Annotated in this window: 18 protein-coding genes and 1 tRNA gene; 8 read left to right on the top strand and 11 right to left on the bottom strand. The window is 65.3% G+C overall.

What is annotated here, in order from left to right; all coding sequences use genetic code 11:
- Positions 1 to 168 precede the first annotated feature (168 nt).
- The gene (locus AC0L21_RS34055; RefSeq protein ID WP_473266057.1) at positions 169 to 972 is read right to left on the bottom strand and encodes an enoyl-CoA hydratase-related protein; all 804 of its coding nucleotides are present in this window, start codon (positions 970 to 972) and stop codon (positions 169 to 171) included.
- A 154-nt stretch (positions 973 to 1,126) separates the two neighbouring features.
- Here AC0L21_RS34055 and AC0L21_RS34050 point away from each other — a divergent pair, with 154 nt between their 5' ends.
- Positions 1,127 to 2,101: a ketopantoate reductase family protein gene (locus AC0L21_RS34050; RefSeq protein WP_473266055.1), complete on the top strand. Its 975-nt coding sequence runs from the start codon at positions 1,127 to 1,129 to the stop codon at positions 2,099 to 2,101.
- A 3-nt stretch (positions 2,102 to 2,104) separates the two neighbouring features.
- On the opposite strand, the gene AC0L21_RS34045 is transcribed toward AC0L21_RS34050, so the two are convergent.
- Complete coding sequence (locus AC0L21_RS34045; RefSeq protein WP_473266053.1) at positions 2,105 to 2,782, bottom strand: alpha/beta hydrolase family protein; 678 nt, start codon at positions 2,780 to 2,782, stop codon at positions 2,105 to 2,107.
- A 126-nt stretch (positions 2,783 to 2,908) separates the two neighbouring features.
- On the opposite strand from AC0L21_RS34045, the gene AC0L21_RS34040 reads away from it, so the two are divergent.
- The gene (locus tag AC0L21_RS34040) at positions 2,909 to 4,054 is read left to right on the top strand and encodes an acyl-CoA dehydrogenase family protein (RefSeq protein ID WP_473266050.1); all 1,146 of its coding nucleotides are present in this window, start codon (positions 2,909 to 2,911) and stop codon (positions 4,052 to 4,054) included.
- Positions 4,055 to 4,072: 18 nt separating this feature from the next.
- Here the strand turns inward: AC0L21_RS34040 and AC0L21_RS34035 are convergent, their stop codons facing one another.
- Positions 4,073 to 4,957: a LysR family transcriptional regulator gene (locus AC0L21_RS34035; RefSeq protein WP_473266046.1), complete on the bottom strand. Its 885-nt coding sequence runs from the start codon at positions 4,955 to 4,957 to the stop codon at positions 4,073 to 4,075.
- A gap of 70 nt (positions 4,958 to 5,027) precedes the next feature.
- On the opposite strand from AC0L21_RS34035, the gene AC0L21_RS34030 reads away from it, so the two are divergent.
- The 3 genes from AC0L21_RS34030 to AC0L21_RS34020 are packed head-to-tail and all read left to right on the top strand — an operon-like array spanning position 5,028 to position 6,556.
- Positions 5,028 to 5,489: a DoxX family protein gene (locus tag AC0L21_RS34030; RefSeq protein ID WP_473266044.1), complete on the top strand. Its 462-nt coding sequence runs from the start codon at positions 5,028 to 5,030 to the stop codon at positions 5,487 to 5,489.
- Positions 5,490 to 5,508: 19 nt separating this feature from the next.
- Positions 5,509 to 5,967, top strand: coding sequence for a DsrE family protein (locus AC0L21_RS34025; RefSeq protein WP_473266042.1), 459 nt, complete (start codon positions 5,509 to 5,511; stop codon positions 5,965 to 5,967).
- 43 nt (positions 5,968 to 6,010) lie between these two features.
- Positions 6,011 to 6,556, top strand: coding sequence for a TlpA family protein disulfide reductase (locus AC0L21_RS34020; protein ID WP_473266041.1), 546 nt, complete (start codon positions 6,011 to 6,013; stop codon positions 6,554 to 6,556).
- 7 nt (positions 6,557 to 6,563) lie between these two features.
- On the opposite strand, the gene AC0L21_RS34015 is transcribed toward AC0L21_RS34020, so the two are convergent.
- From AC0L21_RS34015 to AC0L21_RS33990, 6 genes are all read right to left on the bottom strand, one after another.
- Positions 6,564 to 7,703, bottom strand: a complete 1,140-nt coding sequence (locus AC0L21_RS34015) for an amidohydrolase/deacetylase family metallohydrolase (RefSeq protein WP_473266039.1) — start codon at positions 7,701 to 7,703, stop codon at positions 6,564 to 6,566.
- A 125-nt stretch (positions 7,704 to 7,828) separates the two neighbouring features.
- Positions 7,829 to 7,905, bottom strand: a tRNA-Arg gene (locus AC0L21_RS34010).
- A gap of 97 nt (positions 7,906 to 8,002) precedes the next feature.
- Positions 8,003 to 8,959, bottom strand: coding sequence for a tripartite tricarboxylate transporter substrate-binding protein (locus tag AC0L21_RS34005; RefSeq protein ID WP_473266037.1), 957 nt, complete (start codon positions 8,957 to 8,959; stop codon positions 8,003 to 8,005).
- Between the two features lie 46 nt (positions 8,960 to 9,005).
- Positions 9,006 to 9,377, bottom strand: coding sequence for a cupin domain-containing protein (locus AC0L21_RS34000; protein ID WP_473266035.1), 372 nt, complete (start codon positions 9,375 to 9,377; stop codon positions 9,006 to 9,008).
- Between the two features lie 28 nt (positions 9,378 to 9,405).
- On the bottom strand, positions 9,406 to 10,044 hold the full coding sequence (locus AC0L21_RS33995) for an RraA family protein (protein WP_007604635.1): 639 nt from the start codon (positions 10,042 to 10,044) through the stop codon (positions 9,406 to 9,408).
- 26 nt (positions 10,045 to 10,070) lie between these two features.
- Complete coding sequence (locus AC0L21_RS33990) at positions 10,071 to 11,588, bottom strand: AMP-binding protein (protein ID WP_473266033.1); 1,518 nt, start codon at positions 11,586 to 11,588, stop codon at positions 10,071 to 10,073.
- Between the two features lie 208 nt (positions 11,589 to 11,796).
- On the opposite strand from AC0L21_RS33990, the gene AC0L21_RS33985 reads away from it, so the two are divergent.
- Positions 11,797 to 12,429 carry a hypothetical protein gene (locus AC0L21_RS33985; RefSeq protein WP_473266030.1) on the top strand — a complete coding sequence of 211 codons (633 nt, stop codon included), beginning with the start codon at positions 11,797 to 11,799 and terminating at the stop codon, positions 12,427 to 12,429.
- Positions 12,430 to 12,594: 165 nt separating this feature from the next.
- Here the strand turns inward: AC0L21_RS33985 and AC0L21_RS33980 are convergent, their stop codons facing one another.
- Positions 12,595 to 12,810, bottom strand: coding sequence for a hypothetical protein (locus AC0L21_RS33980; RefSeq protein WP_473266062.1), 216 nt, complete (start codon positions 12,808 to 12,810; stop codon positions 12,595 to 12,597).
- A gap of 36 nt (positions 12,811 to 12,846) precedes the next feature.
- Complete coding sequence (locus AC0L21_RS33975) at positions 12,847 to 13,860, bottom strand: 2-dehydropantoate 2-reductase (protein WP_473266027.1); 1,014 nt, start codon at positions 13,858 to 13,860, stop codon at positions 12,847 to 12,849.
- 157 nt (positions 13,861 to 14,017) lie between these two features.
- Between AC0L21_RS33975 and AC0L21_RS33970 the strand changes: the two genes are divergently transcribed.
- Positions 14,018 to 14,599 (top strand): YidB family protein, encoded by a 582-nt coding sequence (locus AC0L21_RS33970; RefSeq protein ID WP_473266025.1) that lies wholly within the window; start codon positions 14,018 to 14,020, stop codon positions 14,597 to 14,599.
- Between the two features lie 32 nt (positions 14,600 to 14,631).
- A complete protein-coding gene (locus tag AC0L21_RS33965) occupies positions 14,632 to 14,904 on the top strand; it encodes a GlsB/YeaQ/YmgE family stress response membrane protein (RefSeq protein WP_196236584.1) in 273 nt (90 codons plus the stop codon).
- Positions 14,905 to 15,054 lie beyond the last annotated feature (150 nt).

The raw sequence follows: 15,054 nt of genomic DNA, 5'->3' as shown, positions 1-15,054 counted from the left end.
GCAGGTTCCCGGCGAGAGGATGCCGCAAAAAGGGATTGACTAACCAAGGCCCGTTACAGAAGCCCGGATGGAGCGCATGCGTAATCCGGGTTCGTGCCACGCGGGACAGCCGGGAGATTCGGTTGGTCCGCCCCGGATTGCGCTTCGCTCCATCCGGGCTACTCACGTTCAGCTTTTAGCACCTGCCCAATTCGCCGCGCGCTTTTCCGCAAACGACGCCAGCCCCTCCGCGGCTTCTGCACTCTGGCGCTTGACCGAATGCAGCTGCACGAGCCGATTGTAAGCCGCATCGTCCACCGCCATTCCGCCGAACGAGCTCTCCAGCGCGAGGCGCTTGGTCTCGGCCATCGCTTCAGGTCCGTTGGCTAGCAACTGCTCGACCACCTTGGCGCCGGCGGCTTCGAGATCGGCGAGCGGCACCACCTCGTGGACGAGGCCGATGCGGCGAGCGTCGTCGGCGCCGAAACGTTCACCTGTGAGCGCGTAGCGGCGGACTTGCCGTACACCAATGGCATCGCAGAGCTGCGGGATGATGATGGCTGCCGTCAGGCCCCAGCGCACTTCGGTGATCGAGAACAGGGCGTTGTCGGCCGCGATCACGACGTCGCAGGCCGCGATCACGCCGGTGCCGCCGCCAAAGCAGCCGCCCTGTACCAGCGCGACCGTCGGGATCGGCAGCGTGTTGAGCCGCTGCACGGCCTCGAAAGTCGCACGCGACGCGGCCTCGTTCGCTTCGCTCGATTGCCGCCGCACGCCGTTGATCCATTTGAGGTCGGCGCCGGCCCGGAAATGCTTGCCGTTGCCCTTGAGCAGCACCACGCGAAGGTTGGGCTTGCTGCCGAGATCGTCCATGGCCGCGAGCACGCCCGCGATCAATGCGCCGTCATAGGCGTTGTTGACCTCCGGCCGGTTCAACGTGACGGTCGCAACCCCACGCGCATCCAGGGTCCACAGGACGGGGCTGTCGGTCATCGGTGTTCCTCCGCTCGCTTGTTTGACGCGCACTATGACCGAGGCTCCGCACCTTGATCCATATCTTTCGAGCGTAGGGCAGCCGCGTCCATCGCATGGCGGCTTGTGTCATGCTGCCGCGGGGCGGCATCAAGGGATCAGGACGGGACATCACATGCGCATCTGCATTTTCGGCGCGGGCGCCGTCGGCAGTCATCTCGCGGTCAGGCTGGCCCGCGCCGGCCATGAGGTCTCGTGCGTGATGCGCGGCGCGCACCTGGAGGCGGTCCGGGCCAACGGCCTGAAGCTGCGCGTCGGCGATTCCGAGGTCAGCGCCAAGGTGAACGCGTCAGGCGATCCGGCCCAGCTCGGCCCGCAGGACGTCGTGATCAGCACCTTGAAGGCGACCGCGCTGACCGGGCTGGTCTCCAGTCTCAAGCCGCTGCTGCAGGACGACACCGCCATCGTGTTCGCGCAGAACGGCATTCCCTGGTGGTACGGGATCGGCCTGCCGCCGCGACACCCGACCCCGCCCGACATCTCCTTCCTCGACCCGGGCGGGCGCCTGCGCGCCTGCATCCCGAAGGAGCGGATCGTCGGCGGGGTGGTCTTCTCCTCCAATGAGGTGATCGCGCCTGGCGTGGTGCAGAACCTGACGCCGGACCGCAACCGCCTGCTGATCGGCGAATGCGACGATCGCAATTGCGAGCGCATCACAACGCTCCGCAGTGTCTTCACCGACGCGCGGCTGGAATCGCCGCCGGTCGCCGAGATCCGCGAGGCGATCTGGTCAAAGCTGCTGACCAACATGTCGCTGTCGGTGCTGTGCCTGCTCACCGGCCAGACGGCGCGCGGCGTGCGCGATGACCCCGCCTTTGCGGACGTCATTCCGCGGATGCTGAACGAGGCAAACGAGATCGCTCAGCACTTCATCCCGGAGGTCAAGCGCGTATCACGCAGCGGTCCCGCCCCCAACCACAAGCCGTCGCTGCTGCAGGATTACGAGCTCGGCCGCGCCATGGAGATCGACGTCCTGGTGAAAGCGCCCCAAGCCTTTGCGCGCGCCGCAGGCCTGTCGACGCCGACCCTCGATCTCATCGCCGCGCTCGCGATCCAGAAGGCGCGCGACAAGGGACTTTATTCCGCCTGAAATTCAAGCGAGCCCGTCGATCCAGGCCGCGAGCGCATCAAGCACCTCCGCAAGCGCCTCTTCATTGCTGCGGCCGGACTTTTTCAGCACCGCAAAGGAGTGATCGCCGCCTTCGATCTCATGTAGCGTCGCCTTCGGGGCAAGAGCGGCGATGACCGGCCTGAGGAGGCCGAGATCGGCGAGCCCGTCGCGGGTGCCTTGCAGGAACAACATCGGGATCTCGACACTGGCCAAATGCTCGGCACGCTCGGTCGACGGCTTCTTGTCGGCGTGCAGGGGAAAACCGAGGAAGGCGAGCCCTTTGACATCAGGCAGTGCGGCCTTCGACTGCGCCTGCGACGTCATGCGCCCGCCGAAGGATTTTCCGCCCGCAACGAGCATCACACCGGGGCAGAGCCGCGCGGCTTCCTCGACTGCCGCGCGGATCGTGGCGTGGGCGACCGCCGGCTGGTCCGGACGGCCCTGCTTGTTTTCCATGTAGGGAAAATTGAAGCGGAACGTCGCGATGCCCCGACTTGCGAGCCCCTCCGCAATCTTGTCCATCGATGCGTGCCGCATCCCTGCACCGGCACCATGCGCCAGAACGTAGCAGGCGCGCGCATTGTCCGGCTGCATCAGGATCGCGGAGACCGTGCCGATACGGGCGATGTCGAGCTTGAGCTCTTGAATTTTGACAGCCACAATCAACCATTCCGACAGACGCTACTCCGGCCGCCTTGGTAGCGTCACCGGCGCAGCCTGAAAACACAATAATTGCCGCCGAAGGCTAGCCTACCAAGCCGGCTAGCTGCATTGACCGAGGTGACCATGTCCTACCGCTCCTCCTGGATGACCGAAGAGCTCGAAATCTTCCGCGACCAGTTCCGGAAATACCTGGTCAAGGACCTGGCCCCGCATGCCGAAAAATGGCGCGAGCAGAAAATGGTCGACCGCTTTGCCTGGCGCGGGCTCGGCGAGATGGGCGCGCTGCTGGCAAGCGTGCCGGAGGAATATGGCGGGCTCGGTGCAACCTTCGCCTATGACGCCGCCGTGCTCGACGACCTCGAAAGCACGGTGCCGGAGCTGACGACCGGTGTCTCCGTGCACAGCGCCATCGTCGCGCACTACATCCTCAATTACGGCTCCGAGGAGCAGAAGAAGCGCTGGCTGCCGAAGATGGCTTCGGGCGAGATGGTCGGCGCCATTGCCATGACCGAGCCCGGCACCGGCTCGGATTTGCAGGCCGTCAAGACCACGGCCAGGAAGCAGGGCAATTCCTACGTCATCAACGGACAGAAGACTTTCATCACCAACGGCCAGGCCGCCGATCTCGTCATCGTGGTCGCACGCACCGGCGATGTCGGCGCCAAGGGCATTTCGCTGATCGTGGTCGAAACCGCGGGCGCCGACGGCTACAAGCGCGGGCGCAACCTCGACAAGATCGGCTTGCATGCCTCCGACACCTCCGAACTGTTCTTCGACAACGTCGCGGTCCCGCCGGACAATTTGCTCGGCGGCGAGGAAGGCCAGGGTTTCGTGCAGCTGATGCAGCAATTGCCGCAGGAGCGCCTAGCGCTCGCGGTCGGCGCGGTCGCCGCGATGGAGCGCGCGATAAAACTCACCGTCGATTACACCAAGGAACGGAAAGCGTTCGGCAAACCGCTGATGGATTTCCAGAACACCGCCTTCAAGCTCGCCGAGCGCAAGACCGAAGCGATGATCGCGCGCGTCTTCGTCGACTGGTGCATCGAGCGGCTGGTCGCCAAGGACCTCGACACCGTCACGGCCTCGATGGCGAAATACTGGTGTTCGGAGAAGCAGGTCGAGACCGCCGACGAATGCCTCCAGCTGTTCGGCGGCTACGGCTACATGCAGGAATATCCGATCTCGCGCATCTTCATCGATTCCCGCATCCAGAAGATCTATGGCGGCACGAACGAGATCATGAAGCTGTTGATCGCGAGGTCGCTCTAATCAGGCAGCTGTGAGCGGCTACTTCATCCGCGGGTCGGCCACGAGAAAGTCGATGAAGGTCCGCACCTTCGCAGAGAGATATTTGCGGCTCGGATAGACCGCGAATAGCTTGCCCTCGAAGATGACTTGCCCGGGCACGACGTGCTCGAGGCGGCCGGCGGCGAGATCCTCCGCGACCAGCCATTTCGGCAGGAAGGCGAGGCCCATGCCTTCGAGCGCTGCCATGTGCAGCAGCGTTTCATTGCCACTGCGCAGCACCGGATTGAGCTTGACGGTCTCGGTGCCGTGCTCGCCCTCGAAGGAGAAACTTTCACCCGGGTACAGCGCGTAGTGCAGCATCGCCTGGCCGGCGAGATCGGCAAGTTTGGTCGGGCGCCCCGCGCGATCGAGATAAGCGGGCGCGCCGACCATATGGAACGCAACCTTGGTAATGGGCCGCGCGATCAGCGCCTCGTCGGGCGCTGCGGTCGCGCGAAGTGCGAGATCGAATCCCTCCTCGACCAGATTGACCATCCGGCCGCTGAGATCGACGTCGAGGCGCACTTCGGGATAGCGGCTTTGATAGTCGGCCAAAATTCCCGCGAACATCGCATTCGCCATCCACACCGGCGCGGTCAGCCGCAGCGTGCCGCGCGGAACGACCGTCGTATTGCTGACGGCGGCTTCAACCTCGTCGAGCGAGTCGAGCATCTGCCGCGCCTGCTCGAAATAAAGCGCTCCGCTTTCGCTCAGGCTGACGCGCCGACTGGTGCGGTTGAGCAGTCGCGTACCCAGCCGCTTTTCGAGCTGCATCACGTGTTTGCTCGCCATCGCGGGCGAGATGCGCAGGCGCTGCGCCGCGGTCGCGAAGCTCTTCAGCTCGGCGACCAGGCAGAACACCCTCATGCTGACCAGAGAATCCATGAAATCATCAACACCCGGGAAATGAACCAATCCCAAGACGTATAATGATCAAATATGAGGAAACTATCAAATGGTGGCGACCGTCACCTTTTGGAGAACCACCGTGTCCACCACCGCCTTCGAGACTGCCTCCCCCGGCCGCGCCATTCGTATCGGCCTTTGGATCGCACAGGGCCTGCTCTTTTTCGTTTTCACCGCAGCCGGGCTAGTCAAGCTGCTGACGCCGATTCCAGAGCTTGCCGCGATGATGCCCTGGGCCGGTCAGTATTCCGCAACGTTCGTCCGGTTCATCGGGCTCGTCGATCTCGCCGGCGGAATCGGCATCCTGCTGCCGGCGCTGACGCGGGTCCTGCCCCGGCTGACGGTGCTGGCCGCAGTGGGCTGCTCCATGTTGCAGGTGTTGGCGCTCGTCTTCCACATCTCGCGCGGCGAGGCGCCGGTCACGCCGCTCAACGTCGTTTTGCTCGCGCTCAGCCTGTTTGTGCTGTGGGGGCGCGACCGCAAGGCGCCGATTGCGCCGCGTCAGTTCTGAACAACCGAAGGCGGCAGCCATGATCTCCGCCAACGGATGGTCCCGCAGGGGCCTGCTCGCCGGCACCGCGATCCTCACGGCCGGCGGCACCGCCGCCAAGGAGGATCGTCTCGCCGACGGCGTCGTGATCCTGATCGACAGCAACGAGCCCTATGTCATGGGACACGCGATCAGCTACTCGGCTAACCTCTCGAAGCACTTTACGGACAGGGGCGCACGATTGCTGATCGAGGTCGTCGCCAACGGCAAGGGCATCGACGTCTTCCGGGCGGACAGGACCCCGCTGGTCGAACCGCTCGCGACGCTGCGGCAGTCGGTGCCCAACCTCGCCTACAGCATGTGCGCGTCGTCAAAAGCGATCGCCGAAGCCAAGGAGCAGGTCTCGATTCCGCTGATAGCAGGTGCCAGCCTCGTGCCGTTCGGGATCGGCCGCGTGGTCGATCTGCAACTCAAGGGCTGGGCCTATATCCATGCATGAGACCGTGCGCGAAAGCGGTCCATTGCCGTCGCGGCGATCGATCATGATGGCCGTGCCGGCGCTTCTTGCCTCCTTGCGCGCGGCCCATGCGCAGGAAAGCTGGCCACCGGTGTTCGAGGCCGGCCGCGGCCAGTTCACGCTGGTGCGGCCGCGCGCGCCGATGCCAACGCTCAGGCTTCAAGACATTGGCGGGAAGGACGTCGCGTTGAGCGCGAAGCCGGGCCGCATCACCCTCGTCAATTTCTGGGCGACCTGGTGCGCGGCCTGCCGGCTCGACCTGCCCGCGCTCGCAAGTCTCGCGGGATCGCGGCCGGACCGGCTCGACGTTGTCGCGATCTGCACCGATACGAAAGACCTGCGCAAGATCCGCACGTTTCTCGGCGGCCTCGCCGTGCAGAGCCTCGCTTGCTATGTCGACGCCTATGGCGCGGCGGCCGAAGCGTCGACCGCGATATTCTCCCTGGTCGGCATGCCCATCACCTATCTCGTTGGAACGAGCGGTCAGGTCGAGGGCTACATCGCCGGTGCGCCCGACTGGCTTTCTCCGGCAGGCGCGCGGCTGCTGCAATTTTATCGCGAGCGGGGCTAGCGTCGCTCTATTTCGGATGCCACCAGCGGCCGCCGATCACGACACCTTCGGAGACGATCTTGCGGTCCCCGATCAGGTGCTCGCCGACCACGTCCTCATAGTCGAACTGGCCTTGCTTGATCGAGATCAGCGTGGCATCGCCGGCGCTGCCCGGCTTGAGGCTGCCGAGTTCGGGCCGCCGCAGTGCCATCGCGGCGTTGACAGTGGAGGTTGCGATGACGTCGGACAGCGGCATGCCCATGCACAGGAATTTCGACAGGGTCGTGACCTGGTCGAAGGCCGGGCCGTCGATGCAGAGTTGATGAATGTCGGACGAGATGGTGTCCGGATAGAAGCCGTTGGCGAGCATGGCGCGTGCGGTCTTGAACGCGAACGAGCCCTTGCCGTGGCCGATGTCGAACAGCACGCCGCGCTCGCGGGCGTCGAGCACCGCCCGCTTCACCGTGCCCTGCGCGGTCGCGGGCGTGTTGGGGAAAGGACGGAACGCATGGGTGAGCACGTCGCCGGGGCGCAGGCGCGCCAGCACCTCCTCGTAGCTCGGCGGCGGATGGTCGATATGCGCCATCAGGGGCATGCCGACCTCGTTCGCGACCTCGAGCGCGATATCGAGCGGCACGACGCCCGACGTGCCCGAGGAGTGCAGCCCCACGCGCACCTTGATGCCGACGATGAGGTCGCGGTTGGCGTCGGCCACCTTGGCCGCCTCGATCGGATTCATCAGCCGCAGCTCCTCGCTCTCGCCGACCATGATCCGGTGCGAGAAGCCAAAGATGCCGGCGTGCGAGACGTGAAGATAAGCGAGGATGCGGACCTGGCTCGGCTCGATCACATGCTTGCGGAAGCCCGCGAAATTGCCCGGCCCCGCGCTGCCAGTGTCGACCGCGGTGGTGACGCCGGAGAGACGGCAAAACTCTTCGGCGTCGATGCCAAGCGACGTGCCGCCCCAATAGACGTGGGTGTGGAGATCGATCAGCCCCGGGGTCACGATGTAGCGTGACACGTCGCGCACGTCGGTGCCCGGATCGGCCTTGAGCCCGCCGCCGACCGCCGCGACCTTGCCGCCGGCAAAGGCGACATCCGTCACGGCATCGAGCTTCTGGGACGGGTCGACCACATGGCCGCCGCGCAGGATCAAGTCGAAGGGCATTGTCGTCTCCGGATATGGCAGCGAGGCGGGGCGAGAGTCAGCCCGGGCCAGGAAGGAAGCTTCGCGCTTCTAGCAATTTTTGCGCCGACGAGCGTAGCAAACGCGACGATTGCTCACTGAAAATCTGGCGATCCCGGGAAGACTCGAACTTCCGACCTACGGTTTAGGAAACCGTCGCTCTATCCGGCTGAGCTACGGGACCGCGGAACCCGCAGAGCGGGTTACCGGGGCTTCATATCAAAGCGGAGGCGGGATCGGAAGCCCTCCGCGTTGCTCAATGCGGAGGGCGGCCGGCCACCTCACGCCCGGATATTGTTGTCCTTGACCACCTTGCCCCAAATGGCGACCTGCTTGTCGAAGAAGGTCTTGAAGGCGGGACCGTCCTCGAGCAGCAGCCTCATCTGCTGCGTCTCCTTGAGCTGGGCGGCGGTGGCGGGTTCGCTCAGGATCTCCTTGGACGCGGTCGCCAGGCTTGCGACGATGTCCGGCGGCGTCCCCGTCGGCGCGAAGATGCCCCACCAGGCCAGCGTCTCGAAATCCGGGAAGCCTGCCTCGATCGCGGTCGGCGTATCCGGCAGGCCGGGCAGCCGCTCGCGGCCGAGCTGCAGGATCGGACGCAGCATGTTGGTGCCGAGCTGGGCTGCGACCAGCGCCGCCGATCCCGCGATCAGATCGACATGGCCGCCGAGCACGTCGTTCATCGCGGGGCCGCCGCCGCGATAGGGCACGTGCATGATCTCGACGCCGGCCTTATTGCCGAGCACGGTCATGGCGAGATGGCCGAGCGTGCCGATGCCGACGGAGGCATATTTCACCGCGCCGGGCGTCGCCTTGCAGGCCGCCACCACGTCGGCGAAGCTCTTGTAGGGACGGCCCGCACCGGCGGCGATCACGTAAGGCGCGGTGCCGACCAGCAACACCGGCATCAGCTCGCGCTCGACATCGACGGGCGGCTTGTCGAGGATGGAGGGGATCACCGCGTGGGAATCGAAGGTGACCAGGAACGTCGAGCCATCAGGCGGGCTCTTGGCGACCTGCGCCGCGCCGAGCGCGCCGGCGGCGCCCGATTTGTTCTCGACAATGACGATGCGGTTGAGCTTGGTCTGCAGATGGCTCTGGAGCAGCCGCGCCATCGCATCGGTCGATCCGCCCGGCGGAAACGGTACCACCAGCGTGATTTTTGAAGCCTGCGCCCACGCCGGCGTCATCGCGAGAATAGCCGGCGCTGCGAGCAGTGCCCGTCGTGTGATCGTCATGGTCCCCTCCCCTGTTTTCTCGCGCCCGGCTTTTGCTCTTGGCGCTTTAAGTCGTTCCGAACCCGGATCCCGCTTTCCTGTATTCTGGCCGCGGCGGACTGAAAATGTCCAGTACGCGGGCGCCGTCGGGGCCGGCGCGCATGGTGTGCGGCACATTGCCGGGCGTGCGCCAGAAATCGCCTTTCTTCACGGCAATCTCCTCATCGCCCTGAACGCGGATGGCGGAGCCGTCGAGCAGCACGCCCCATTGCTCCTCGGGATGATGGTGCAGCGTGCCTTGCGCATGCGGCGCCAGCGTCACCACCGACAGCATCGCCTGCTCGCCGGAGAAGATGCGCGTGGTCACGCCTGCCGCGAGCTCGCGAAACAATCCGTCGCCGGCGTCGTCGAGATTGTGGAATTCGTCCTTCTGGCTCACGCCATCCTCCCCTTCTTTTTTTCGCTGATCAGGATTTCCCATACGAGCCCTGATAACGGCCCTCGCGGATCGCCTTCAGCGTCTCCTCTTCGCGCGCGACCTGGGCGCGCACGGCGTCCAGCAGCGCCGCAGCACCTGCGGCGGCAAACGACACAACGCCGTCCTCGTCACCGACGACGATGTCGCCGGGCGAGATCACGCTGCCGCCGATCGAAACAGGCACATTGATCTCGCCGGGGCCGTTCTTGTAAGGGCCGCGGTGGATCACGGCGCGGGCGTAGCAGGGAAAGTCATCGGCCGCGAACGCCGCGACGTCGCGGATCGCGCCGTCGATGACATAGCCTTCGGCTTTGCGCCATTGCGCGATGTTCTTCATGATCTCGCCGACCAGCGCGCGGGTCTCATCGCCGCCGCCATCGACCACGATGACGTCGCCGGGGCCCACCAGCTCGAGCGCGCGGTGGATGGCGAGATTATCGCCGGGACGGGTGCGGACCGTGAAGGCTGTGCCCACCAGCTTGGCGCCGCGATGATAGGGTTTTAGCCCCACTGCGCCCGGCAGCCGGCCGAGATTGTCCGAAATGACCGAGGTCGGCGCGCCGCGAAAACCCTCGATGATCTCGGCCGGCGGCTTCGGCACAGCGTTCGCGGCGATGGTGATGGTCATAATCTCAGTCCTTCCCGTGAATTCTCTTAATCGGCGTGCGCCCGCGCCTTCGCCGGCCAAATCCGGAAGGCGCGCCCCTCCTTCATCCACGCCGCGCGCTCGTCGCGCAACAGGGTGCGGCGAACTTTTCCGGAATCGTCGCGCGGCGGGGCGGTGACGATCTCGAAGCTCTCGGGGTGCTTGTAGCGGCTGAGCCGGTCCCTCAAAAAACCCGCCATGCCGTCGGCGATCGCCTGACCGTCCGCATCGCCCTGCGGCTCGATGATAGCGTGCACGCGCTGCCCCAATTCCGGATCGGGCAATCCCACCACCACGCAAGAACGCACGCCGGGGCACTCGGAGACGGCAGCTTCGACCTCGGCGGGATAGATGTTGGCGCCGCCGCGCAGCACCATGTCGGCGAGGCGGTCACCGAGATACAGATAGCCTTCCGCATCCAGCCTGCCGATATCGCCGAGCGATTCCCAGCCGTCCGCGCGGCGCTTCGGCTCGGCACCGAGATAGTGATAGGTGGCATCCTTGCCGTCATTGTTGAGGAAATAGATCTCACCGCTCTCGCCCGGCGCAACGTCGTTGCCGTCCTCGCCGATGATGCGCAAGCGCGCCATTTCGCCAATCTTGCCGACCGAGCCCTTGTGCGTCAGCCATTCCGTGCCGGAGATGATGCAGGAGCCCTGTCGCTCGGTGCCGCCATAGAGCTCCCAGATCCGCTCAGGCCCAAGCCAGGCGATCCAGTTCTCCTTCAGCCAGGGTGGCATCGGAGCGGCCATGTGGAAGACGGTCTGCAGGCTCGACACATCATAGGCGTTGCGCACGTGCTCCGGCAGCGCCCAGATCCGGTGCATCATGGTCGGCACGAAATTGACCCATTGCACGCGTTCGCGCGCGATCTGGCGCAGCGCCTCCTCGGCGTCGAACTTGACGAGGCCGGTGAGCTGGCCACCGGTGAACAGCGCGTAGTGCGACACGATGAACGGCGCATTGTGATAGAGCGGGCCGGGATTGAGCAGCGAGACCCCAAAGGGAATATTGAGCGGCGGCGCGGCGACCGTGTCGATCACCGCCGGCTGGTGATCGAGGATCACCTTCGGGCGGCCGGTCGATCCGCCGCTGGTCATGGCTTTCCAATAGCGCGCCACCGGTGCGGTGAGCGGATCGTCCGAAAACCCTTCCGGCACGAAATCCGCGGGCAGACGGTTCGGCGCGTTCCAGTCGGCTTCGCCGCCGACCACCAGCGCCGGCTTCAGGATGTTGAGCACCGCCGCGGCTTCGCCGCGTGGCAGCCGCCATGACAGCGAGGTCGGCGTCGCTCCGCATTTCCACACCGCAAACGAGGTCTCGAAGAACGCATTGCCATTGGGCAAACCGATGGCGACGAAGTCGCCGGGCTTGACGCCCTTGGCCATAAACGCGCGCGCGCGCCGGTTGGCGCCGCGTTCGAGCGCGTCCCATGTCAGCGTGTCCTGCCCGTGACGGACGGCGATCGTGCCTTGCGGTTTGCGCTCGGCGTACCAGCGTGGCACATCGGACAGGGGCAGCAGCATCAGGCGTTTCCACTTCGTTTTCTTGGCGTCGCCAGTGAGGCGACCGCAGGATGAAGTGACGCTGTGACTCCTGCGCCACGTCAAGCAAAAAATGTCAGCATCGCAGCCATGAAATTCCCGGGTTCCATGGGTGACAAGCCGGCCATAAAGGGGCAAAAATCAGTCCGACTCAGTTCGGGTTGAGTTTTGCAAGGAATGCTCTCGTAGAATGTCGGACGTAGTTGCATCGCGTCGTGCGGCGCTTGTGGTTGCCGCAGCAGGATTTTTTCTGCTGGCGCCGTCGCATGCCCAGGCACAATGGTGGAAGCGCGCGCCTGTTGACTTCGAGACCTGCGCCGACGCCGCCGAGAAAGCCACGACCAAATCCGAGAAGACGGCTGCGCTTGCAGACTGCAACGCCAAATTCGCCGGCCGGCGCAAGGCGGGCGGCGGCTATTCCTATTACGATTTCCTCCAGGACCGCACCTTCGACATCGCCGGCCCCAATCCGACGCCGGAGGAGCAGAAGAAGATCGACGAATCCTACACTGCCTATCTCGCCAATCAGCGCCGCAGCAATGAAGCCGCTCGAGCCACCGCGCGCCAGCAGCGCGAGCAGCAGGAACAACAGGTGCAGCAGCTCCAGCGGGTCGCGTTGCGAACCGAGGTCGAGCGCGTTCCGGTGCCGGTCGAGCGGCCCAAGGTCCAGCAGGCCGCCATCGGCGACGCGCGGCCGCGGCCGAAGGGCGCACCCTGCACCAAGGGCTCGTTCTCCTGCGAATGGCCGCGGCTGTCGGATGGATTGAACGACATCAAGAAGCTGTTCAGCCCGACGCCGAGCAAACCCGCGAAGAAGGGCTGAGCTGCGCCCACAAGCTCAGCCGTCGTCCTGGCGAAAGCCAGGACCCATTACCCCAGGAAGCAGTTGGGCGGCAGACTCGTAGTTCGGTACTCCGACCGTTCACTATCGATAGATTCCGCGGTATGGGTCCTGGCTTTCGCCAGGACGACGGCTGAGGATGCGGCCTCAGTTCGTGTGCTTCTTCTTGCCGCGCTTGGGAGTTGCAACCGGCGCATTCACCGGTGCCGTTGTCGTCGGTGAACTGCCCAATTGCGACCTGCTCTCCTGCAATCGCCTGTCGTAGCCGGGAGAGTTCATGACCGTCGGCGGCCGGGCCTCCGCGACCGAGGACGCGGCGCAGAGCACGGCCAGCGCGAATCCGATCGTCAGACGAAGCTTCATCATTGCTCCTCCCGTCGCGCAGCGTGCACTCATGCGTTACCCGCGAATCTGCTGCGGTGTCAGCCGCGGCGAGCCCTTGCCCGCGGCTTCAGCCTCCTTGATCAGCGCAACAATGCGGCGCGACAGCGGCACGTCGACACTGTTCTGCTCGGCGAGCGCGATGATCGCGCCTTGGAGATAGTCGATCTCGGTCTTGCGGCCGTGCTTCAGATCCTGCCACATCGAGGAACGCGCCTCGGGATCGATCTTCATGGTCCGTCCCAGGATCAGGTTGAAAATCGGATCAGGCAGTCTCAGCAAGGTCGGCGTCCAGGACGACGGGATCGGCGTCGTCGAGACCGGGGTGATGCCGGCGGCCCTCATCGCAGCCAGTCCCTCCGCCATCTGATCGGCGAAGAGTTTTCGCCAGTCACGGTTCGCCAATTGCGCCGCGAGCGGCATATCGGACAAGGCGCTGAGCGCGTTGTTCAAATTGATGATCAGCTTGCCCCATTGTACGCCGGTGATGTCGCGGCTTGCGCGCATGGCGAGCCCCGGCACCGACAGCGCTGCGGCCGTGTTCGCATCATCTTGGCCAACATGAATGTCGCCGGAGGTCGAGCGGTGGAAGCGGCCCTCGCCCATCCCGACCACGTTGAAAGGCACCATGCCGGCGAGCACGCGGCGGCCGCCAAGACGCTCACCAAGCCGCTCGCGCAACACCGCGACATTGCCGACGCCGTTTTGCAGCGACACGATGACGGCGTCCTGCGGCGCATGCTGCGCGATCTGGTCGGCGACACCTGCCGTGTCGGCGCTCTTCACCGTGACCAGCACGATGCCGGCGCTGTGGAAGATCGCGGGATCTTCCGACAGCGCGAGGCGGCCCGGGTCGAGCTTCGTCTCGGAGCCGTCGAAATCGGTCAGAAGCAGGCCGAACCGCTCGATCTCGGTCTTCACCCGCGGCCGCACCAGGAACGCGACGCGGCGGCCGGCAGCCGCCAGGGTGCCGCCGACGAAACATCCGATGGCGCCCGCGCCGGCCACCACGATCGGTCGATCCGTAACCACCTTGGCTGCCCCCTTAACGATCTGCTCTCGATAGCAGAGGCTGCGGCTGCTGCCCATTCCCGCAGTTACGGCGCAATCGCCTTGTAACCGTCATGACAGCCTCATATGTTTTCGAACGGGGCTTGTTACCGGCAAGAAAGCGCCAAAGGAGAACGCCATGGGTTTGCTCGACGTCCTCAACGGCATGCAGAACGGCCCGCGCGGGCCAAGCACGCCGAGTTCACAATCCTCATCCAGCGGTGGCATGTCGCCCATGACCATGGCGCTCCTTGGCCTGCTCGCCTGGAAGGCATTCAAGCATTTGAGCGGCAATCAGAGCGGCAGCGCGCCGCAGCCGTCTCCGGCACCGACGCCGACGCATCTCCCCCCGTCGGTGAATGCGGGCGCTGGCGGCGGCCTCGGTGATCTGTTGAAGGGTGGCCTTGGCGGCCTGCTCGCGGGCGGCGCGGCCGGCAGCGTGCTCAGCGGCGGTCTCGGCGATCTCCTCAACCAGCTCCAGCAGAGCGGCCATGGCGACGCCGCCAATACCTGGGTCGGCAAGGGCGAGAACAAGGCGATCGCACCGGGCGATCTCGCCAATGCGCTCGGCGCCGACCAGATCGAGAGCCTGTCGGCCCAGAGCGGCCTGTCGCGTGACGAGCTGCTCTCCGGCCTCAGCCAATATCTGCCGCAGGTGGTCGATCATCTGACGCCGGACGGACGGCTGCCGACCGAGCAAGAGATCGCGGGCAGAGTCTGATTTTAGTTTAGTCAAAGCGAGGAAGCACTGTCATGAGCATGGGCGGCTTGTTGTGGATCATCGTCGTCGGCTTTGTCGCCGGCCTCATCGCGCGTTGGCTGGCGCCGGGACCGAATAATCCGAGCGGCTTCATCCTCACCACCATCCTCGGCATCGCCGGCGCGTTTCTCGCGACCTTCATCGGCCAGGCCATCGGGCACTACAGTCCCGACCAGGGCGCGGGATTCATCATGGCCACGATCGGCGCCGTGGTGGTGCTGTTCATCTGGCACCGGCTGGTAGCGAGCGGCGTGATCAAGGGATAGCCTACGATCGATGGCGCGGCCTATCCACAATTCCGCGTGGGGGGGGGGGCGGGGCGGGGGGGGCGGGGGGTTTTTGGCCCCGGCCCGCCCCCCCCCCCGCCCACAAAAAAAACACCCCACCAAAGGCCCCCCCCCCCCCGGGCGTTTTGT

The sequence above is a fragment of the Bradyrhizobium sp. WSM4873 genome, assembly GCF_055811355.1.
This window is presented reverse-complemented; position numbering and strand designations above follow the sequence as displayed.